At 63.9% G+C, this 21,201-nt stretch carries 20 protein-coding genes; 16 read left to right on the top strand and 4 right to left on the bottom strand.

Annotated features, from left to right (window positions below; translation table 11 throughout):
- Nucleotides 1-10: 10 nt before the first annotated feature.
- Together KDB76_RS13785 and KDB76_RS13790 are read left to right on the top strand one after the other, a co-directional pair.
- Nucleotides 11-1,279: a cation:dicarboxylase symporter family transporter gene (locus tag KDB76_RS13785; RefSeq protein WP_023660901.1), complete on the top strand. Its 1,269-nt coding sequence runs from the start codon at nucleotides 11-13 to the stop codon at nucleotides 1,277-1,279.
- Between the two features lie 258 nt (nucleotides 1,280-1,537).
- Nucleotides 1,538-1,960, top strand: coding sequence for an anti-virulence regulator CigR family protein (locus tag KDB76_RS13790; protein WP_013972524.1), 423 nt, complete (start codon nucleotides 1,538-1,540; stop codon nucleotides 1,958-1,960).
- 378 nt (nucleotides 1,961-2,338) lie between these two features.
- On the opposite strand, the gene KDB76_RS13795 is transcribed toward KDB76_RS13790, so the two are convergent.
- Nucleotides 2,339-2,539 (bottom strand): hypothetical protein, encoded by a 201-nt coding sequence (locus tag KDB76_RS13795; protein ID WP_023660903.1) that lies wholly within the window; start codon nucleotides 2,537-2,539, stop codon nucleotides 2,339-2,341.
- A 163-nt stretch (nucleotides 2,540-2,702) separates the two neighbouring features.
- On the opposite strand from KDB76_RS13795, the gene KDB76_RS13800 reads away from it, so the two are divergent.
- Nucleotides 2,703-3,032: a hypothetical protein gene (locus tag KDB76_RS13800; RefSeq protein ID WP_038409613.1), complete on the top strand. Its 330-nt coding sequence runs from the start codon at nucleotides 2,703-2,705 to the stop codon at nucleotides 3,030-3,032.
- Nucleotide 3,033: 1 nt separating this feature from the next.
- Here KDB76_RS13800 and osmE read toward each other — a convergent pair whose 3' ends face one another.
- A complete protein-coding gene (osmE, locus tag KDB76_RS13805; protein WP_038409614.1) occupies nucleotides 3,034-3,390 on the bottom strand; it encodes an osmotically-inducible lipoprotein OsmE in 357 nt (118 codons plus the stop codon).
- A 283-nt stretch (nucleotides 3,391-3,673) separates the two neighbouring features.
- A complete protein-coding gene (locus KDB76_RS13810; RefSeq protein WP_003258802.1) occupies nucleotides 3,674-3,880 on the bottom strand; it encodes a hypothetical protein in 207 nt (68 codons plus the stop codon).
- A 229-nt stretch (nucleotides 3,881-4,109) separates the two neighbouring features.
- On the opposite strand from KDB76_RS13810, the gene KDB76_RS13815 reads away from it, so the two are divergent.
- The 7 genes from KDB76_RS13815 (at nucleotide 4,110) to KDB76_RS13845 (ending at nucleotide 10,573) form a co-directional block, all read left to right on the top strand.
- Complete coding sequence (locus KDB76_RS13815) at nucleotides 4,110-5,090, top strand: quinone oxidoreductase (protein WP_013972529.1); 981 nt, start codon at nucleotides 4,110-4,112, stop codon at nucleotides 5,088-5,090.
- Between the two features lie 13 nt (nucleotides 5,091-5,103).
- Entirely contained in the window at nucleotides 5,104-5,952 is an 849-nt protein-coding gene (locus KDB76_RS13820) for a TauD/TfdA family dioxygenase (RefSeq protein ID WP_013972530.1), read from the top strand.
- Nucleotides 5,953-6,006: 54 nt separating this feature from the next.
- Nucleotides 6,007-7,059 carry a 3-keto-5-aminohexanoate cleavage protein gene (locus KDB76_RS13825; RefSeq protein WP_024087049.1) on the top strand — a complete coding sequence of 351 codons (1,053 nt, stop codon included), beginning with the start codon at nucleotides 6,007-6,009 and terminating at the stop codon, nucleotides 7,057-7,059.
- A gap of 220 nt (nucleotides 7,060-7,279) precedes the next feature.
- The gene (locus KDB76_RS13830) at nucleotides 7,280-8,593 is read left to right on the top strand and encodes an MFS transporter (RefSeq protein ID WP_024087050.1); all 1,314 of its coding nucleotides are present in this window, start codon (nucleotides 7,280-7,282) and stop codon (nucleotides 8,591-8,593) included.
- Nucleotides 8,590-9,243 (top strand): DsbA family oxidoreductase, encoded by a 654-nt coding sequence (locus KDB76_RS13835; RefSeq protein WP_038409615.1) that lies wholly within the window; start codon nucleotides 8,590-8,592, stop codon nucleotides 9,241-9,243. Before KDB76_RS13830 ends, KDB76_RS13835 begins: the two co-directional genes overlap by 4 nt.
- Nucleotides 9,240-9,566, top strand: coding sequence for a Rieske 2Fe-2S domain-containing protein (locus KDB76_RS13840; protein WP_023660907.1), 327 nt, complete (start codon nucleotides 9,240-9,242; stop codon nucleotides 9,564-9,566). The genes KDB76_RS13835 and KDB76_RS13840 overlap by 4 nt, the downstream gene beginning before the upstream one ends.
- Nucleotides 9,563-10,573: a putative sulfate exporter family transporter gene (locus KDB76_RS13845; RefSeq protein ID WP_038409616.1), complete on the top strand. Its 1,011-nt coding sequence runs from the start codon at nucleotides 9,563-9,565 to the stop codon at nucleotides 10,571-10,573. Before KDB76_RS13840 ends, KDB76_RS13845 begins: the two co-directional genes overlap by 4 nt.
- Nucleotides 10,574-10,655: 82 nt before the next feature.
- Here KDB76_RS13845 and KDB76_RS13850 read toward each other — a convergent pair whose 3' ends face one another.
- Nucleotides 10,656-11,714, bottom strand: coding sequence for an AraC family transcriptional regulator (locus KDB76_RS13850; RefSeq protein ID WP_038409617.1), 1,059 nt, complete (start codon nucleotides 11,712-11,714; stop codon nucleotides 10,656-10,658).
- Between the two features lie 207 nt (nucleotides 11,715-11,921).
- Here KDB76_RS13850 and KDB76_RS13855 point away from each other — a divergent pair, with 207 nt between their 5' ends.
- The 6 genes from KDB76_RS13855 to KDB76_RS13880 all read left to right on the top strand — a co-directional run bounded on the left by KDB76_RS13855 (nucleotide 11,922) and on the right by KDB76_RS13880 (nucleotide 21,196).
- Entirely contained in the window at nucleotides 11,922-12,500 is a 579-nt protein-coding gene (locus KDB76_RS13855) for an alpha/beta hydrolase (protein WP_013972537.1), read from the top strand.
- A 74-nt stretch (nucleotides 12,501-12,574) separates the two neighbouring features.
- Entirely contained in the window at nucleotides 12,575-14,530 is a 1,956-nt protein-coding gene (locus KDB76_RS13860; RefSeq protein ID WP_023663091.1) for a DUF1302 domain-containing protein, read from the top strand.
- A gap of 38 nt (nucleotides 14,531-14,568) precedes the next feature.
- Nucleotides 14,569-15,927 carry a DUF1329 domain-containing protein gene (locus KDB76_RS13865; protein ID WP_013972539.1) on the top strand — a complete coding sequence of 453 codons (1,359 nt, stop codon included), beginning with the start codon at nucleotides 14,569-14,571 and terminating at the stop codon, nucleotides 15,925-15,927.
- A 21-nt stretch (nucleotides 15,928-15,948) separates the two neighbouring features.
- Complete coding sequence (locus tag KDB76_RS13870; protein ID WP_024087052.1) at nucleotides 15,949-16,944, top strand: YCF48-related protein; 996 nt, start codon at nucleotides 15,949-15,951, stop codon at nucleotides 16,942-16,944.
- 15 nt (nucleotides 16,945-16,959) lie between these two features.
- The gene (locus KDB76_RS13875) at nucleotides 16,960-19,425 is read left to right on the top strand and encodes an MMPL family transporter (protein WP_023663321.1); all 2,466 of its coding nucleotides are present in this window, start codon (nucleotides 16,960-16,962) and stop codon (nucleotides 19,423-19,425) included.
- Nucleotides 19,418-21,196, top strand: a complete 1,779-nt coding sequence (locus KDB76_RS13880) for an acyl-CoA dehydrogenase C-terminal domain-containing protein (RefSeq protein WP_038409618.1) — start codon at nucleotides 19,418-19,420, stop codon at nucleotides 21,194-21,196. The genes KDB76_RS13875 and KDB76_RS13880 overlap by 8 nt, the downstream gene beginning before the upstream one ends.
- Nucleotides 21,197-21,201: the final 5 nt, after the last annotated feature.

Genomic DNA, 21,201 nt, shown 5'->3' on the forward strand with positions numbered 1-21,201 from the left:
GATCAATCCCGTGAGAATAAAAATAAATCTAATCACGCAAATTGCAATTGGTCTGGCTTTCGGTATATGCGTTGGCCTGCTATTGAATCATTTTCCAGATTACAAGGGCTGGTGGATCGAGCAAGCGCTGCAACCGGCGGGTGATGCGTTCATAAAACTGATGAAAATGATCATCGTGCCGCTGGTGTTTTCCTGCATGGTGGTAGGCATAGCCGGCTCCGGCAAGCGCGCCCTGGGGCGGGTGGGAACAAAGAGCCTTGTCTATTTCTTTGCCGTGACCGGGGTCGCAATCATTTTCGGCTTGTTGGTCGGTAACGTGCTCCAGCCAGGCGCCGGTGCGGGGTTCGCCGTTACACCGGCGAGTGGGGCAGTGCCTCCTGTGCAAAATGCTTCGGCAGGGCTCGGCAAGGTACTGTTGGGCATCATTCCTGATAATGTAGTGGCGGCAATGGCGGAGGCTAAGCTGTTATCGGTACTGTTCTTCGCAATCTTGTTCGGGGTGGCACTGTCTACGCTGGATGAACCCAGGAAACAGCCGTTGGTTGCAGTGCTGCAGACGGTAGTGGATACCATGTTCAAGGTCACTCATATGGTCATGGCCTACTCACCGATCGGCATCTTTGCCCTGATAGCTGTCACGGTGTCGACCTTCGGGATTGATTCACTGCTGCCGTTGGCAAAACTGATAGCCATTACTTATGTGGCGGTACTGTTCTTTGCAATTGTCGTGCTGGGCCTTGTTGCCAGGGCTGTTGGCGAGAATATCTTCGAGATCATCAAGGCCTTCAAGGGTGAACTGATACTGGCGTTCAGCAGCGCGAGTTCTGCCACCGTCATGCCGCAATTGATGGCCAAGACCGAAGCACGGGGTGTACCGCGTACGATCACTTCGCTGGTGATCCCGTTGGGCTATTCATTCAACCTGGATGGCGCGTCGCTGTTTGCGGGCCTGGGTACGCTGTTTATCGCGCAGGCCTACAATATTGAACTGGCCTTGGCAGACCAGGTTATGTTGGTATTCATCATGGTATTGACGTCCAAAGGCGCTGCCGGAGTGCCCGGGTTCATGTTTGTCATTCTCACCGCAACCCTGACGGCGGCAGGTTTGCCTTTGGAAGGCGTGGCCTTGATTGCAGGGGTGTATCGATTGATGGACATGCCCGTTACGGCACTGAACGTACTCGGCAATGCGCTGGCGCCGATCGTGGTCGCAAAATGGGAAAGCCGCGCTGGAACATTACCGGCTGATGTCGTGGTTATGGAGCAATCATCTCGATAGCAGATGGGCAGGCTCGTTCAGCCAGGCGTTTGGAACGGGAATTGCTGCATCCCTGAAAACCTGCTCATTTGGGGATACGGCCATGTTTCCAGAAGATCTGTACTTCATGTTTCTCTACGCCGTTGCCGTGTTGGCTCTCGATGTGGCAGCCATCATGCTCTATCGGAGTGCCAAGCCCTGACCCGGGTTCGGGGACTTCCACCCTGAACCGGGTTTTGGTCTACAGTGCTGGGACGTCTTCCGTGTAAGGAAACAGCTATGGCAAAGCGTCGATGGGCAGTTATCGCTACCTCGATTGCGCTGGCAGTGGGGCCGGCGCTCACTTATGCCGACCCGGGTAATGGTAAAGGGCAGGGCCACGGCAAGGACAAGGGGCAGCATGGTCAAGGTCACGGGGGCTCGTATGGTGGGCCGTCGATAAACCGCGGCGATGTGCTTGGCATTCTTGACGGGCACCGCAGCTACTGGAGCGCAGGGCCGGCGCTGCCCCCGGGCATTCAGAAGAACCTGGCCCGTGGCAAACCACTGCCGCCGGGTATCGCCAAGAAGCTGGATGGCAGGCTGCTGGGGCAGTTGCCTCATTACGATGGCTATGAATGGATGCAGGCGGGTGCGGACCTGATCCTGGTGGCAGTTGCTACGGGGATCATCTACGAAGTGTTGAACGGCGCACTGGATTGACGTCAGGCGCAGGTGTCAGCGAGCGCCGTCAATTGCAGGAGCGGCCTTGTGTCGCGATGGGCTGCAAAGCAGCCCCCGGCAGGCGACGCGGTGGTTGGCACCGGCTGCGCCGGTGTTCGCGGGTAAACCCGCTCCCACAGGTACAGCGCATGCTTTCGGCAGGTGGGGTCCTTGTGGGAGCGGGCATGCCCGCGAAGCAGGCGACGCGGTGGTTGGCACCGGCTGCGCCGGTGTTCGCGGGCGTGCCCGCTCCCACAGGTATGGCGCATTCTTTCGGCTGATGGGGTCCCTGTGGGAGCGGGTTCACCCGCGAAGCAGGCGACGCGGTGGCTGATACCGGCTACGCCAGTGTTCTCGATAGCGCCCGTTTCTCCAAAATCAGGAGTTTTCCTGCACGTTCAGTACTGAACCCTTATCGTCCGTCGCCAGCAAGCCGCTGGAGTGGGTGCCTTCAGTTTGCAGTTCGGCGAGTGGCACATCTGTAGTACGGAAAATACTGCGACCTTGTTCACCAACCGTCAGAGAGATCAGTTTTCCATTCTGATAGAAGAATTGCGTTCTGTTGGTGTTCTTTTGCATGGTTAGTGCTCCGAAGGCTATTGGCAGATGCACTTTCCCAGCCTTCACTCACCCAGGCTACTGGCAGAAATATCAGGCGGGCCTGTGCTGCGAGACTTTGGTTGATTGGTAAGCCAATACAACCCCCGATAGAATGCAGCGTATCCTTGATGGCTAATCGCAAATGTCTATGTTTCGTATCTTTCTCTTCGCCGTGCTGGTCACCGGTGTTGCCGGCTGCGCAACCCCTGGCAAACCCACTGCCAGCAAACTGACTCACAAATCGCCCCAGCAATACGCCGCTTGCGTACTACCCAAATGGCAAGCACTGGCGCCTCAAGCCACGCAGAAATCGATCGCCCACGGCTATCGGCTAACGGCACCCAGCCCCGTGGCATCCGATGATGTGCTGGACGTAGTCGATTCCCACGAGGGCAGCCGCGCGACCTTCTACAAGGGCAGCTTCCTGTCTGGCGACAAATTGCGCCAGGCTGCCAGGGAATGCCTGGACTGACTCAGTAACCCGATCCGCTAGAGCCGCCCATGCTGGGCAGGCGGGCCCTGCGCTGAGCATTGTTCCACTCGGCGCAGGTCATGAAAGCGGTATTGTCCACTTTGCCGGTGCCGTCGAAGCTGACGCTGTAGGGTTGCCGGTTGTCGGCCTTGGTCAGCATGTAGTCGAAGCAGGTGCCGGGCACCACGGTGCGTTCGGTCTCGGCATCGGGCTTGCCGCCTACCTGCATGACCTGGTCTCTGCTCATGCCGTTGGTGACTTTCGCCACCAGCGGCTGGTCGTGGTACAGCGTGGAGTTGGACGAGCAGGCAGAAAGCGCTGCCATTGCGAGGATCAGCGCGTGAAAGGGTTTGTTCATGGCAGTGCTCCGGTAGAGGACGCCGACCGGCGATATCAATTCGCTCGGCTTTCAATCATACGCCTGCACTGCCTCACCCGCAGTAACGTGCCCCCATGTGGGAGCGGCTTTAGCCGCGAACACCGGCGCAGCCGGTGCCATGCACCGCGTTGGATTCTTCGCGGCTAAAGCCGCTCCCACAGATTACGCGGACTGCTTCCGAACTCAGTTCTCTACATGACAGCGCAACCCGAAAGGCTGTGCGATCTCCCACAGGGATCGAGCAAGGCAATTGCTTGTGCGATCAGCCTGCATCACCGCGCTTGTTCATCTGCTCACACTGCGTCTGCGCAGCCGTCCTGCTTGGATAACTGGGCTTGAGCCGCTCCTTCGCTTGGTTATCGTAGATGTCGAAACCCCCACATACGGTAGCGGCGTAATAGCGGCTACCCACGCGGAACGACTCCTTTTCGATCGGCACAGCGGGAACGATAACGAATCTTGGTTGCATTTTTCGTGCCTCCCCAGGCAGAGACTTAAGTATTAGTCTGACCATTGGCAAGCATCAAGTAGGCTCATGAATAAAACACGGTTTTCGTGATCGGCAGGTCGACGCTCGTACTGTCATCAAATGAAAACCCGCTGTCGTCCGATGCGAAGCACCCCACACACCAAGGGCATACAGTCCAATTACCCAGAACTGACGCCATGCGTCCAGATCGATGATTGGAGAGACAAGCATGTCCAAAGTCGTACGTTTCCATCAGACCGGTGGCCCCGAGGTGCTGCGCTACGAGGACGCCGAGGTCGGCGAGCCCGGCCCGGGGCAGGTGCGTTTGCGCCAGGTGGCTGTGGGCTTGAACTACGCCGATACCTATTTCCGCAACGGCACCTACCCGATCCCGCTGCCCAACGGCATCGGCGTGGAAGCGGCCGGGGTGGTCGAGGCGCTGGGTGAGGGTGTGACCCAGGTGGCGGTCGGTGACCGGGTCACCTATACCGGCTTCCTCAACACCCTGGGCGCCTACTGCACCGAGCGCCTGATCCCCGCGGCCGCGCTGATCAAGCTGCCCGATACCATCGCCTTCGAAACCGCTGCTGCCATGACCATGCGCGGACTGACCTCGGCCTATCTGCTGCGTCGGCTGCATGACTTCAAACCCGGCGACAGCGTGCTGCTGCATGCCGCTGCTGGCGGGGTCGGCCTGATCGTCGCGCAGTGGGCGCAGCTGCTGGGGCTTAACGTGATCGGCACGGTGTCCACCGAGGCCAAGGCCGAAGTGGCTCGCGCCCACGGCTGCAACCACGTCATCAACTACAGCGTCGAGGACGTTGCCACGCGCGTGCGTGAGCTGACCGACGGGGTAGGGGTGAACGTGGTGTTCGATAGCGTTGGCAAGAACACCTTCATGGGCTCGCTCGATTCGCTCAAGCGCCGCGGCCTGATGGTTTGCGTCGGCACGGCGTCAGGCACCATCCCGCCGTTCGACCCGCAGTTGCTGGCGATCAAGGGCTCGCTGCAGCTCACCCGCCCGGCACTGGCCGACTTCATCGCCGACCCGGCGGAAAAGGCCGACCTGGCCGGTGAGCTGTTCGATCACGTCGGCAGCGGGCGCATCCGTATCGAGATCAACCAGCACTACGCACTGCAGGATGCCGTCCAGGCCCACCGTGACCTGGAAGCGCGCAAGACCACCGGCTCGTCGATCTTCGTCATCTGAAGAGGGCAACAGCATGCACATCGAACAACTGACCTGCGCGATCGGTGCCGAGGTAAGTGGGGTCAACCTGGCCGACGCGATCCACGACGACGACCTGTTCGCCCAGCTTCGCGCGCAGTTGCTCCGGCACCGTGTGCTGTTCCTGCGCGACCAGCACTTCAGCCGCGCCGAACATGTAGCGTTCGCCCGCCGCTTCGGCGACCTGGAGGACCACCCGGTGGCCGGCAGCGACCCGGAGCATCCGGGCCTGGTACAGATCTACAAGCGACCGGACCAGCCCAACGACCGCTATGAAAATGCCTGGCACACCGACGCCACCTGGCGCGAGGCCCCGCCGATGGGCTGTGTGCTGCGCTGCATCGAATGCCCGCCCGTGGGCGGCGACACGATGTGGGCGAACATGGTGCTGGCCTATGAAAACCTGCCAGGCGATGTGAAGGCCAAGATCGAAGGCCTGCGCGCCCGCCACAGCATCGAGGCGAGCTTTGGCGCTGCCATGCCGCTGGAAAAGCGCCTGGCGCTGAAGGCGCAGTTCCCCGATGCCGAGCACCCGGTGGTGCGCACCCACCCGGAAACCGGCGAGCAGGTGCTGTTCGTCAACGCCTTCACCACCCATTTCAGCAACTACCACACCCCGCAGCGGGTGCGCTTCGGCCAGGACGCCAACCCCGGCGCCAGCGACCTGCTGCGCTACCTCATCAGCCAGGCCTACCTGCCGGAGTACCAGGTGCGCTGGCGCTGGAAGCCCAACAGCGTGGCGATCTGGGACAACCGCAGCACACAGCATTACGCCGTCATGGACTACCCGCCGTGCCATCGCAAGATGGAGCGCGCCGGGATCAAGGGCAGCCCCACGTTCTGAGTTCGTCGCCGTCGCTGGCGGCAACCGCACAATAACAACAGCGAGGACTACAGCATGCAATTCTTCGACGATTCGTTGCACCCGGAAAACATGGAAAAGGTGGTGATCACCGTGGCCCCCTATGGCCCGGAGTGGATGCCCGAAGACTTCCCTGAAGACATTCCCCTGACCATGGACGAGCAGGTGCAGAAGGCTGTCGACTGCTTTGATGCAGGTGCCACCGTACTGCACCTGCACGTGCGCGAACTGGACGGCAAGGGCTCCAAGCGCCTGTCCAAGTTCAACGAGCTGATCGCCGGGGTGCGCGAAGCGGTGCCGGACATGATCATCCAGGTTGGCGGATCGATTTCCTTCGCCCCGGAAAGCGAGGGCGAGGCGGCCAAGTGGCTGTCGGACGACACCCGGCACATGCTCGCCGAGCTGACGCCGCGCCCCGACCAGGTGACCGTGGCCATCAACACCACGCAGATGAACATCATGGAGTTGCTGTACCCCGAGTACCTGGAAGGCACCTCGCTGGCCAGCCCGGCGATTCATGCCGCCTACAGCGAAATGACCGTGCCGGCCGGCCCGGCCTGGGTCCGCGAGCACCTGCGCCGCCTGCAGGCCAGCAACATCCAGCCGCATTTCCAGCTGACCGGCATGCATGCCCTGGAGACGCTCGAGCGCATCGTGCGTCGCGGTGACTACATGGGCCCGCTGAACCTGACCTGGATCGGCATCGGCGGCGGTTTCGACGGCCCCAACCCGTTCAACTTCTTCAACTTCATCCACCGCGCGCCGGACGGCTGCACCCTGACCGCCGAATCGTTGCTGAAGAACGTGCTGCCGTTCAACACCATGGCCCTGGCCATGGGCTTGCACCCACGCTGCGGTAACGAAGACACCATCATCGACCAGCATGGCAAGCGCTTCACCTCGGTGCAGCAGATCCAGCAGACCGTGCGTGTGGCCCATGAGCTGGGCCGCGAGATTGCCAGCGGCAAGGAAGCACGCGCCATTTATCGCATCGGGCAGCAGTACGACAGCATCGAGCAGACCCTCGAGGCCAACGGCATGGCGCCGAATCGCCAGCCGGGTGTGAAGGGCGTGCCGCAGCGCGGCTGATACAGCAGGGTGCCACGGTCTTGATGCTTTTTGTGGGAGCGGCCTTGTGTCGCGAAAGGGCTGCGGAGCAGCCCCAGCAATTACTGCTCTGTCGCTGATTTCTGGGGCTGCTCCGCAGCCCTTTCGCGACACAAGGCCGCTCCCACAGCGACCGAACAAGGTTTTGCAGTAGTTCATAACAACAAGAACAACCTCACGCCCTACATCCCAAGGAGGCAACATGGCCACCTATCTCGCCAGTGCCGAAGATTCCGGCACCGACACCGCCCACAGCGTCCCTCGGCGCTATGCCTGGGTGGTCTTCGCCCTGACCTTTGGCCTGTTGATCTCCGACTACATGTCGCGCCAGGTGCTCAATGCGGTTTTCCCGCTGCTCAAGGGCGAATGGGCATTGAGCGACAGCCAGCTCGGCCTGCTCAGCGGTATCGTCGCGCTGATGGTCGGCCTGCTGACCTTCCCGCTGTCGCTGCTGGCCGACCGCTTCGGCCGGGTGCGCAGCCTGGTGCTGATGGCAGTACTGTGGAGCCTGGCCACCCTCGGCTGCGCCCTGGCGGAAAACTACCCGCAAATGTTCGTCGCGCGGTTTCTGGTAGGGGTGGGCGAGGCTGCCTACGGCAGTGTCGGCATCGCCGTGGTGGTCGCCGTGTTCCCCCGCGATATGCGCTCGACCCTGGCCGGCGCGTTCATGGCCGGTGGCATGTTCGGCTCGGTGCTGGGCATGGCCCTGGGCGGAGTACTGGCCCAGCACCTGGGCTGGCGCTGGGCATTTGCCGGCATGGCGCTGTTCGGCCTGGTGCTGGCGATGCTGTACCCGATTATCGTCAAGGAGGCGCGTATTGCGCCTCGATGCGCGCAGCAGTCGCAAGGCAAGGCCAGCCGCCCGCTGCGCACCCTGTACAGCAGCCGTTCGGTCATAGCGGCCTACGTCGGCAGCGGGCTGCAGCTGTTCGTCGGCGGCACCGTGATCGTGTGGATGCCAAGCTACCTGAACCGCTATTACGCCATGGGCACCGACCGCGCCGGGGCGATTGCCGCAGTCATCGTGCTGTGCAGCGGCATCGGCATGATCCTCTGCGCCATGCTCTGCGACCGCCTCGGGCGGCAGCGCCCGGACCGCAAGATCAGCCTTGCCATCGCTTACTGCCTGGGTAGTTGCGCGCTGTTGTCCATCGCCTTCGCACTGCCGGCCGGCACCGCCCAACTGGTACTCATCTGCCTGGGCATGATGATCGCCGCCGGCACCAACGGCCCGTCCAGCGCCATGGTCGCCAACCTCACCCACGCCTCGGTGCACGGCACCGCGTTTGCCACCCTGACCCTGGCCAACAACCTGTTGGGCCTGGCGACCGGGCCGCTGATCACCGGGCGCGTTTCCGACCTGATCGGCTTGCATGCCGCCTTCCAGCTGGTACCGCTGATGAGCATCGGCGCGGCGGCAGTGTTTTTCCTTGCCAAACGTCATTACCACCGCGACATGGAGCGTCTGCATGCACCGGCAGGCGACGCTGCCGCACCCCGGGAGTTGAAACCGTGAAACAGCTGTTGTCCGTCGAAGTGTTCTTCGATTTCGTCTGCCCCTGGTGCCTGATTGGCCAGCGACACCTGCAGGCCGCGCTCTTGCACTTGCAGCGTGAACAACCGCAAGTGCAGGTACAACTGCAATGGCGAGGTGTGCAGTTGTTGCCGGGCTTGCCAGCCAGTGGCGTGCCGTTCCATGCCTTCTATCTGCAACGCCTGGGCAGCGAGGAAGCGGTAAGTGAGCGCCAGGCCCAGGTGCGCGCCGCTGCCCGCGTGGTGGGCGAGGACATCGACTTCTCGCGTATTCGCCGCATGCCCAACACCGGCAATGCCCATCGGCTGCTGCAACGTGCTGCTCAGTTGCTCGAAGCAGGGCAACTGGAAGCCTTGCTGGCACAGCTGTTCATCGCCTATTTCCACCAGGGGCGCGACCTGGGGGATAGCCGCACCTTGCTCGACATCGCGCAGTGCTGCGGGCTGGAAGCCGCGCAGGTTGTCGACTGCCTGCGTGACGACGGCAGCCCGTTCCTCGATGGGGCAGGGCGCGCCGGCAGTGCAGTGCCTCGTTTTCGTTTCAATCAAGGGCCGCTCATTGCAGGTGCGCAGCCTGCCGAGGTGCTGTATGCGGCCATGACCGAAGCGCTGCAAGAGGTTGAGAGGGCATGACCCGGCGCATTGCATTGGCCCTCCATCAGGTGCCGGAGCGTGACGGCCGTGTGCTGTTAGCCTGCGAAGGGCGCAGCGTGGCGCTGTTCAACGTTGCCGACTCGCTCTATGCCATTGACGACAGCTGCCCGCACCAGGGCGCGTCGTTGTGTGGCGGCCGGCTGGAAGGCCGTGTCATCCAGTGCTGCGCGCACGGCCTGCGCTTTGACCTGGCCAGCGGCTACCTGGTCAATTCCAAGGCCTTGAAGGTTGCCAGCTACCCGGTCGAGCAGCAGGGCGGGCAGGTTTACATCGTGTTTGACTGTGAGGAAGCGGGGCAATGAATACACTGGCACTTGGCGCTACCCATCAGCGTATCCGCACCCTCGCCCCGGGGGTGGTGGTCAGCCTCATCGTCGGTGCGGCCGCCAGTTTCCTCAGTGAGCATTACGCAGCGCCGGTCATGCTGTTTGCCTTGTTATTGGGGATGGCGCTGAACTTTCTCGCGGTCGACGGCCCCTGCAAAGCCGGTATCGAGTTTACCGCCCGCACGGTACTGCGCCTGGGCGTGGCGTTGCTTGGCATGCGCATCACCCTGGACCAGATCGCCAGCCTGGGCTGGAAGCCCGTGGCCCTGGTCGTGACCCTGGTGGTGGTGACCATCCTGGTTTCGGTGGTGGTGGCCAAGGCGCTGGGGTTTTCACGGCTGTTCGGCATGCTCACCGGCGGTGCCACGGCCATTTGCGGTGCCTCGGCGGCGCTGGCGCTGGCAGCTGCCTTGCCCCAGCACCCGCGCAAGGAGCATGCAACGCTGTTCACCGTGATCGGCGTGTCGGCGCTGTCGACTTTGGCGATGATCCTCTACCCGATGATTGCCCAGTGGCTGCACCTGTCCCCAGCCCAGGCTGGGGTGTTCCTCGGTGCGACCATCCACGACGTGGCGCAGGTGGTGGGCGCGGGCTACAGCATGTCTACCGAGACCGGCGACATCGCCACCGTGGTCAAGCTGATGCGGGTGGCCATGCTGTTGCCGGTCATTGTCTGCGCGGCCATGATCACCCGGCGCCAGGGCCTCGAAGCAGGCGGGCAGCGGCCGCCCTTGTTGCCTTGGTTCGCGGTCGGCTTCCTGCTGCTGGCGTGCGTCAACAGCACAGGCTGGGTACCCGCCGCGGTGCAGGGCGGTATCAACGAGCTGTCGCGCGGCTGCCTAGTGGTGGCGATCAGTGCCCTGGGCATGAAAACCCAACTCAAGGCGCTGGCCTCGGTCGGGGTGAAACCCATTGCGCTGATGGTGGGGGAGAGCGTGTTTCTTGTGCTTTTGGTGCTGGCGTTGATGCACTGGGGCCTTTAGAAAGTGACCGTGGGTGACAACACTCCGCGGCGCCTGCTTCGCGGGCATGCCCGCTCCCACAGGGCTCGCGCATGGCTTGAGGTCAATACGGTCGAGGTGGGAGCTGGCTTGCCGGCGATGGGCTGCATGGCAGGCCCAATGGGTCAGCCCGCTGTGCCCGCCAACTGGCAGGCGGCATGCCGAACTGGGCGATAAACCAGCGGGTGAACGAGCTGGGCATCGAATAACCCAGCATGTCGGCGATACGCCCCAGCGAATAGCCGGGGTTTTCCAGGTAGCGCATCACCAGGTCACGGCGCACGCTGTTGATCAGGTCCTTGAAGGTCAACCCGCTTTCTTCCAGGCGCCGCTGCAGGGTGCGCACGTTCATGCCCTGGGTCTGTGCCACCTGTTCGATGGTGGCGCGGCCCATGGGCAGCAGCAGGTAGATGGTCTTGCGCAACTCCAGCTCCAGGGACGGCGAGCCGCCCGCCGGCAGGCTGTCCAGATAGCGCTGCGCCAGGCGCGCCATGGCCTCGTTGGCCTGCGGGCTGGCGCTGTCGAGGTCGGCGGCCGGGCAGACAATACCGTTGAACTCGCTGCCGAACACCAGCGTGCAGCCAAAAATGCGCCGGTGGGTGGCCAGGTCGGCGGGAGGCGCGTGGGTGAAGTTGGCGCTGATCGGGTGCCAATGCGCACCTAGCAGCGCCGCGCACAGGCGCATCATCACGCCGATCGCCAGCTCGGTGGCCTGGCGGCTGCAGGGCGCGCGTTCGTTGATCACCTCCTCACGGATGACCACGGTCTTGCCGGCTTCCTCGATATGAATGGCCAGGGCGTCATTGAGCAGGTGACGGTACTGCACGATCACCTGCAGTGCATCACGCAGGGTGCGTTGGTGGCTGAGCAACAGGCTTATTTCGCCGAAGTCCGACAGTTGCCGCAACTCGGCCATGCGCAGGCCGAAGCTTTCGCAGCGGGTGGCGCTGGCGGAGGCTTCCAGCAAAGCGATGACGCTGGCAACCGGAATACGCCGATTGGGGTCTTCGAGCAACGCGGCGCTGAGGCCAACCTGTGCCAACAGCGCATGGGGATTGAGGCCCAGGTGGCGGGACACCTCAAGGTAATTGGTCAAGCTGGCGGCACGGACTAGGGCAGGCATCTTTGGTTGTTTTCCATGCGGTTTTTTGTTTTTGGGTATGCCGACATGCGTTTTGTGTTTTATAGCCTGCGTGTCATGAATTGAAAAGCAAAGCCCTGTCTTGGCCATTGTCATCAAATGAAAAGCCCCTGACGCCCAATGTGAAGCACCCGGTGGGTGGGCTGTTTACTGTGAACCTCAAGAGCTACACCGCACACGAGGTTCACCGTGGAAAAACTGCAAACCACTGCCACCGTGCTGATCGTCCCCGGCCTGCGCGACCATGTTGCCGAACACTGGCAGACCCTGCTCGCAGGCCGCCTGGCCAAGGTGCGCAGCGTGCCGCCACTGCAGGTCGACGGCCTGAGCTGCACAGCCCGGGTCGAGGCGATCCAGCGCGAACTGGACCAGATCGATGGTGAGGTGATCCTGGTGGCGCACAGCGCTGGCGTACTGATGGTCGCCCACTGGGCGGCGCGCTACCGGCGGCCGATCAAGGGTGCATTGTTGGCGGCGCCGCCCGACCTGAACGCGCCATGGCCGGCCCACTACCCAAGCCCGGCCAGCCTGGCCGAGCACGGCTGGTCGCCATTGCCCCAGGCGCCGCTACCGTTCCCCAGCATTGTCGCGGCCAGCAGCAACGACCACCTGGCCAGCTTTGCCGCAGCCAGCGCCCTGGCCCATGGCTGGGGTAGCGAACTGGTCGCACTGGGGGCCGTCGGCCACCTCAACCCGGCCTCCGGCTTCGGCCCCTGGCCGCAGGCCGAGGCGTTCATCCAGCGACTGGACCAGCCCAACCTGCAATAGCGCATGGACGCCCCAGCCACGCTCGCAAAAGACGGGCGGCGAAAAAAACAATAACAATACGTGGAGCCATCGTAATGCCAGAACACCGCATTTACCGTGCTGTGAAACCACAGTGCTGCCTGCTTGCCTGCGCCATCGGCCTGCTCACGCTGCCCGCCGCCCAGGCGTTCGAAGTCGATACCGGTAATGAAAACTGGGCCGTGCGCTTCGACAACACCGTCAAGTACAACTACGGCGTGCGCACCGAAAGCGCCGACAAGCGCATGCTGGGCACGCCCAACAGCAACGACGGTGACTACAACTTCCGCAAGGCCGGCACCAACATCACCAACCGGGTCGACCTGCTGACCGAACTGGATGTGGTCTACCAGGGCAACACCGGGTTCCGCGTCAGCACCGCCAGCTGGTACGACAAGGCCTATGACAACACCGGCTCCAATAGCAACCCGTTCGTCAACGGCAACGGTGACCAGTCCGGCATCAACCCCAGCCTCAATGGCTTGCCTGGCACTGGTGTGCCGTTGGGCAGCCCGCGCCTGAGCAACTACGCCCAGCGTTACTACAGCGGCCCGTCCGGTGAAGTGCTGGATGCCTTCGTGTTCTTCAGCCGGGAAGTCGGCGAGGCCTCGCAGGTCAGCGCCAAGCTGGGCCAGCACAACCTGTTCTGGGGTGAAACCCTGCTCAACCCGGTGCACTCGTTGAGCTACGGCCAGTCGGGCCTCGACCTGGCCAAGCTGGCCGCCTCGCCGGGCACCGAGGCCAAGGAGCTGTTCGTGCCGCGCAACCAGCTGTCGACCTCGTTCCTGGTCAACTCTGAACTGACCCTGGGCGCCCAGTACTTCTTCGACTGGGACGCCGCCCGCCTGCCCGAAGCCGGTACCTATTATGGCGGCTCGGACGTGGTAGGCGAGGGCGCCCAAAGCTTCCTGCTCGGCCACACTGGTACCCCGGGGCTGATCCCGGTGCGCGGTGCGCTGACCACCATCCGCCGTGGCCATGACCTGAACCCAGGCAAGAGCGGCGACTGGGGCATCATGGCCAAGTGGTCGCCGGAGTGGCTGGGCGGCACTCTCGGTTTCTACTACCGCAAGACCTCCGAGATCCTCCCGCAGGCCTGGCTCGACGCGCGCGGCATGACCGTCGCCAACGGCCCGTTCGGCAACCCGCCGGGCAGCCGCCAAGGCGCAGTCGGCAACCTGTACAACTCGCTGCAAAGCACTACCTACCAGTTCGCCTACTCCGACGACATCGACATCTATGGCCTGAGCCTGTCCAAGGATGTGGGCGGCATCAGTGTCGGCAGCGACCTGAACATCCGCCACAACATGCCGCTGGCGAGCATCCCGGCAATCGTCAGCGCCCCCGGCCAGGGTGGCCTGGGCGGCGGCTTCGGCCTGCTGCCGGCACGCCTGCCCAGCAGCGGGGTGATCTACGACGTGCCCAAGGATGGCGACGGCCTGAGCGCCACCGGCGACACCTTGCACTGGACCTTGAACGGCCTGATGACCATTGGCGATACGCCGCTGTTCGATTCGGCAACCCTGCTTGGCGAGCTGTTCTACAGCAACCTGCTCAAGCTCGATAGCCACAACGAGGCCTTGTACAAGGGCAAGAGCAGCTACCGCGGCATCGACAAGGCCACCCGCGACAACTGGGGCATCGCGGTCAACTTCACCCCTACCTGGTACCAGGTGCTGCCGGGCATGGACCTGAGCATGCCGCTGTCGGTCAACGTCGGCCTCGACGGCGTGTCGCCGGTGCAGGGCGGTGGCGCCGAGAACACCGGCAACTATGCGGTGGGCGTGAGCGCCGCGATCTACAACCAGTACTTCATCGACCTCAAGTACGTCGACAGTTTCGGTGAGACCAAGGCCTGCAAGGACGGCCAGACCGACGGCAGCACCCCCAACGCCCTGGACGGCGAACAGGATTACACCTGCTACGGCGGCGGCTACGCCTCCTTCTCCGGCGGTGGTGCCACCACCGAGGACCGTGGCGCCCTGTACCTGACCGTCAAGACGACCTTCTGAGTCATGTTTCCTACAGCCTACACAGGAAGACAACCATCATGAATTTCGTACGTACCCTGCTGGCCTCGTGCCTGTCGCTGGCCGCCCTGAATGCTGCCCAGGCCGCCGTTTCCACTGACCAGGCCGCGCGCCTGGGCACCAGCCTGACCGCCATCGGCGCGGAAAAGGCCGGCAATGCCGATGGCTCCATCCCGGCCTACCAGGGCGGCCTGCTGACGCCGCCAGCCAGCTACCAGAGCGGCGCCAGCATGCGTCCCGACCCGTTCGCCAGCGACAAGCCGCTGCTGGTCATCGATGGCAAGAACGCCGAGCAGTACAAGGGCCAGCTGACTGCCACCACCCTGGAACTGCTCAAGCGCTACCCCAGCTACCGCGTCGATGTATACCCGACCCACCGTAGCGTGGCGCTGCCGCAAGCGGTACTGGACAACACCCGCAAGAACGCCACTGCCGCCAACAGCAAGGAGGGCGGTACGGCGGTGGACAACGTGCTGCCGGGTATCCCGTTCCCCATTCCGCAGAACGGCGCCGAGGCCATGTGGAACTTCCTGCTGCGCTATCAGGGCGTGAGCATGGCTGCCAAGTACGACTCGTGGAACGTCGACGCTGCCGGCAAGCCATCGCTGTCGACCACCGGCCAGGCCAATATCAGCTACCCGATCTACGAGGACATGACGAAGCCGATCGGTGCCAAGGACACTTACTACCAGATGAAACTGGTGTACACCGGGCCCGCACGCCGTGCAGGCGAAGCGATGATGCTGCGCGATGCCGCCAACCCGCTGGTGCAGCCACGCAGTGCCTGGCAGTACCTGCCGGGCCAGCGCCGGGTCAAGCTGGCACCGAACCTCGCCTACGACACGCCCAACCCGGGCACTTCGGGTTCGGGTACCTACGATGACGTGTTCGTCTTCAACGGTGCGCTGGACCGCTACGACTGGACCCTGGTCGGCAAGCAGGAAATGTACGTGCCGTACAACACCTACCAGCTGACCTACAACACCGACGTCAAGCAGGTGATCACCCCCAATCACCTGGCGCCACAGTTCGTGCGTTGGGAGAAGCACCGGGTGTGGGTGGTGGAAGGCAAGCTCAAGGACGGTGCGCGCCATATCTACCACAAGCGCCGCTTCTACCTCGACGAAGACAGCTGGATCGCCCTGGCCTCGGACCAGTACGACGCCCGTGGCCAGCTGTACCGCGGCTCGTTCGCCTTCCTCACCCAGAGCTATGACAAGCAGACCCCGGACGCCACGCCGTTCATGATCTACGACCTGATCGGCGGCACCTATAACCTCAATGGCGTGGTCGGTGCCTACGGCGGCATCCGCTATATCGACCCACTGTCGAAAACCCAGTGGTCGCCCGAGTCGCTGGCCGGCAACGGCATTCGCTGAACGCACGGAGCAGAGGTGGCAATGTCTGTCTTCAAACGATGCAGCGTGGTGGTTCTGGCTTTGGCCGCGCTGCAGGGCGCGGCCCAGGCTGCGCCCTTCACCGATGTGCTGGACCTGCCCGCCAGGCCCAGCGCCCTGGTCGCCAGCAGCGCCTTGCGCGATGTCACCCTGGCCGGCCAGCGCCTGGTCGCGGTGGGCCCGCGAGGGCACATCCTGTACTCCGACGATCACGGCGCGCACTGGCAGCAGGCCCAGGTGCCGGTCAGCGCCGACCTGAATGCTGTGAGCTTCGCCACGCCCGAACTGGGCTGGGCGGTTGGCCACGATGGCGTGGTGCTGCACAGCCGCGATGGCGGCGTGCACTGGCAAAAGCAGCTGGATGGCCGGGCACTGGCCGAACAACTGCCGGGCACGGGTAGCGACAATGCCTTGCTCGACGTGTGGTTCAGCGATGCCCGCAATGGCTATGCGGTCGGCGTGTTCAACCTGCTGTTGCGCACCGTTGATGGCGGCGAGCACTGGCAGCCTTGGCTCGACCACAGCGATAACCCGCAAGGCCTGCACCTGACCAGCTTGGCCGCGGTAGGTGACGAGCTGTACATCACCGGCGAGCAAGGCCTGCTGCTGAAGCAGGACGGTGAGCGCTTCAGCCGTGTCGAGACACCCTACGCCGGCACACTGTTCGGTGCTGTCGGCAAGCCTGGCGTACTGGTGGTCTACGGCCTGCGTGGGCATGCCTACCGCAGCACCGATGGCGGCCGGCAGTGGCAACCGGTCAGCACGGGTGTGAACACCAGCCTCACCGCCGCCGGTGTCGACCGTGACGGCCAGCTATGGCTGGCCAGCCAGGCCGGCGACCTGCTGCTCAGCCGGGATGATGGCGCCAGCTTCAGCCCGGTGCCGCAAAGCGCCCGTGGCCCGGTGACCGCGCTCGCCACCGATACCGGCAACGGCCTGGTACTGGTCGGCGAGCGGGGCGTGCGCAACCAGCCCGGTAACCCCACGCTGCACCCATAACAAGAGAAGACCCTGATGGCCGCTACCCGCCAAGACACCCTGCCGGTAATCCGCAACCTCGACGATTTCGACCCACGCTCGGGCAATTGCCTGGAGCGCCTGGTGTTCAACCATCGCCTGCCGTTCCTGCTGTGCATGCTATTGGCGACCCTGGTGCTGGGCTACATGGCGCTGACCCGCCTGGAGCTGCGCCCCAGTTTCGACAAGATGCTGCCGCAGAGCCACCCCTACATCCAGAACTACCTGGAAAACCGCCCATCACTGCGTGGCCTGGGCAACGCAGTGCGGGTGGTGGTGGAGAACACCCAGGGCGACATCTTCGACCCGGGCTACCTGCAGACCCTGCGCCACATCAACGACGAGCTGTTCCTCAGCCAGGGCGTGGACCGAGCCTGGGTTAAGTCGCTGTGGAGCCCGGCGGTGCGCTGGACCGAGGTGACCGAGGAGGGCTTCCAGGGTGGCCCGGTAATGCCCGACGGCTACCAGGGCGCTGCGGGTGACATCGAGCAACTGCGGCAGAACATCGAGCGCGCCAACATCGTCGGCAGCCTGGTGGCGCGCGACTTCAAGTCGAGCATGCTGGTCGTGCCGCTGCTCGACCAGGATTCGGCTACCGGCAAAGGCCTCGACTACCACGCCTTCTCGCAGAAGCTCGAACAGCTGCGCAGCCAGTACCAGGCCAGCGGCCAGTACCGCATCCATGTGATCGGCTTCGCCAAACTGATGGGCGACCTGATCGACGGGCTGATCCAGGTGATGGCGTTCTTCGCCCTGGCGGTGCTGACCAGCCTGCTGATCATCTACTGCTACACCCGTTGCGTGCGCAGCACCCTGCTGGTGGTGCTGTGTTCGCTGACCGCGGTGGTGTGGCAGCTGGGCATCGTCGCCTGGCTGGGCTACGCCATCGACCCGTATTCGATCCTGGTGCCATTCCTGATCTTTGCCATCGGCGTATCCCACGCGGCGCAGAAGATGAACGGCATCCTTCAGGACATCGGCCGTGGCACCCACCGCCAGGTGGCAGCGCGCTATACCTTCCGCCGCCTGTTCGTGGCCGGGGTGACTGCGTTGCTGGCGGATGCGGTGGGCTTTGCCGTGCTGATGCTGATCGACATCCCGGTGATCCAGGACCTGGCCATCACCGCCAGCATCGGCGTGGCGGTGCTGATCTTCACCTCGCTGCTGCTGATGCCGGTGGCGCTGTCTTATGTTGGTGTTGGCCACAAGGCTGCCGAGCGGGCCCTGCATATCGACGCCCGCGCAGCCCAGCACCGAGGTTTCGGCCGGCTGTGGGACCTGCTCGACCGCTTCACCGAACGCAAATGGGCCAGCGTCGCACTGCTGGTGGCGCTGGCCCTGGGCGCCCTTGGCATCTGGGGCAGCCTGCAACTGAAAATCGGCGACCTCGACAGCGGTGCCCCCGAACTGCGCGCCGACTCCCGCTACAACCTCGACAACGCCTACATCACCCAGCACTACGCGCTGTCCAGCGACACCTTCGCGGTCATGGTCAAGACCGCGCCGGAAGGCTGCCTGCAATACCAGACGCTGGTGCTTGCCGACCGCCTGGCCTGGGAGCTGCAGCAATTGCCGGGTGTGCAGACCACCGTGTCGCTGGCCAATGCCGTGCGCCAGATCACCGCCGGCACCTATGAAGGCAACCCGCGCCTGAACAGCCTGCAGCGCAACCAGGACGTGCTCAACTACGCCGCCCAGCAGGCCTCGGTCAACGCCCCCGAGCTGTTCAACAACGACTGCTCGCTGATGCCGGTAATCGCCTACCTCAAGGACCACCGCGCCGACACCTTGGCCCAGGTGGCCGCCGTGGCCGAGCGTTTTGCCCAGGCCAACAGCAGCGCCGAACAGCAGTTCCTGCTGGCCGCCGGCAGCGCCGGCATCGAGGCCGCCACCAACGTGGTGGTCCGCGAGGCCAACCACCGCATGCTGTTGCTGGTGTACCTGGCGGTCACGCTGTTCTGCCTGTTCACCTTCCGTAGCTGGCGCGCCACGCTGGTGGCGATCCTGCCGCTGATGCTCACCTCGGTGCTGTGCGAAGCGCTGATGGTAGCCATGGGCATTGGCGTCAAGGTCGCCACCTTGCCGGTGATCGCCCTGGGCGTAGGTATTGGCGTGGACTACGCGCTGTACCTGCTCAGCGTGCAACTGCACTACCAGCGCGCCGGGTTGAGCCTGGCCCAGGCCTACCAGAAAGCCGTGGCCTTCACCGGCCGGGTGGTCGGGCTGGTCGGCATTACCCTGGCGGCCGGTGTGGTCGGCTGGGCCTGGTCGCCGATCAAGTTCCAGGCCGACATGGGCCTGCTGCTGACCTTCATGTTCCTGTGGAACATGCTCGGTGCGCTGGTGTTGATCCCCGCCTTGTCGCATTTCCTCCTGCGTGGCCAGGCCGCCCCGGCGCCTGCCGAGGCCCCGGCCACGTCGCTTCCGCAAACCCAAGAAACCGAGTGTTCGCCTCATGTCTGATTACCTTCCGCCACTGCGCGACATGGATTTTCTGTTCAACGAAGTGTTCGACATCCCGGCCTGGTGGGCGCAAACGCCCGCGCTGGCCGAGCAGGTCGATGGCGACACAGCCCGGGCCGTGCTCGAACAGGCCGGCCGGCTGATTGCCGAGGTGGTGGCGCCGCTCAACCGCAGTGGCGACGAGCAGGGCTGCCGCTGGGAGGCCGGCCAGGTATACACCCCCGATGGCTTCGCCGACGCCTACCGGGCATTTGCCGCGGATGGCTGGGTGGGTGTGGCCGGTGCCCCGGAATATGGGGGCATGGGCATGCCGAAAGTGATCGGTGCCCAGCTCGAAGAAATGCTCAATGCCGCCAACCTGTCGTTCGGCCTGTACCCGATGCTCACGGCCGGAGCCTGCCTGGCGCTGCTCAACCATGCCAGCGAGCCGTTGAAGGCGCTGTACCTGCCGCCCATGTACCAAGGGCGCTGGACCGGTTCGATGTGCCTGACCGAGCCGCACGCTGGCACCGACCTGGGCCTGATTCGCACCCGCGCCGAGCCGGTTGCCGATGGCCGCTACCGCATCAGCGGGACCAAGATCTTCATCACTGGCGGTGAGCAGGACCTGACCGAGAACATCATCCACCTGGTGCTGGCGCGGCTGCCGGATGCGCCCGCCGGGCCCAAGGGCATATCGCTGTTCCTGGTGCCCAAGGTGCTGGTTGACGCCGACGGCGTGCTGGACGACGCCAATGCGGTGAGCTGCGGGTCGATCGAGCACAAGATGGGCATCAAGGCCTCGGCCACCTGCGTGATGAACTTCGACGGTGCAATCGGCTACCTGGTCGGCGAGCCGAACAAGGGCCTCAACGCGATGTTCACCATGATGAATTACGAGCGCCTTGGCGTAGGTATCCAGGGCCTGGCCCTGGGCGAACGCTCCTACCAGGGCGCCATTGCCTATGCCCGTGATCGCCAGCAGGGCCGTGCGCCGACGGGGGCCGAAGCGCCGGGGCAAGCCGCTGACCCGATCGTCGTCCACCCGGATGTGCGGCGCATGTTGCTGACCATGAAAGCGCTGAACGAAGGCGGGCGGGCCTTCTCTACCTATGTGGCACTGCAGCTGGACCTGGCCAAATACAGCGAGGCCCCGGTCGCACGCGCCCAGGCCGAGGCCAAGGTGGCATTGCTCACGCCAGTGGCCAAGGCCTTCCTAACCGACATGGGGCTGGAAACCACCGTGCACGGCCAGCAGGTGCTGGGCGGTCATGGCTATATCCGCGAATGGGGCCAGGAGCAGTTGATCCGCGACTGCCGCATTACCCAGATCTACGAAGGCACCAATGGCATCCAGGCCCTCGACCTGGTGGGGCGTAAACTGTTTGTCGATGGCGGCCAGGCCTATCGCGGCGTGTCCGATGAAATTACTGCCTTTGTCGAGACGCTGCCCGCGGCGTGCGCCGAGTTCGGCGCGCCGCTGCTGGCTGCCGTGCGCAACCTCGACGAGCTGACCGCCTGGTTGATCGATCGGGCCCAGGGCAACCCGCGTGAGCTGGGCGCGGCGGCGGTGGAGTACCTGCAGGTGTTTGGCTACACCTTCTACGCCTACCTGTGGGCACGCATGGCCGTGGTTTGCCAGTGTCATGCGGCTCCCGAGCCGTTCCACCTGAGCAAGCTGGGCACCGCGCGTTTCTACTTTGCCCGCCTGCTGCCACGCATTCATTCGCTGAGCGCCAGCGTCAGGGCCGGTAGCGACAGCCTGTACCTGCTCGAGGCCGGGCAACTGTGAAGGCC

Origin of the sequence: Pseudomonas sp. JS425 (assembly GCF_018223845.1) — a bacterium.
In the GTDB taxonomy this organism is placed as follows: domain Bacteria; phylum Pseudomonadota; class Gammaproteobacteria; order Pseudomonadales; family Pseudomonadaceae; genus Aquipseudomonas; species Aquipseudomonas asiatica.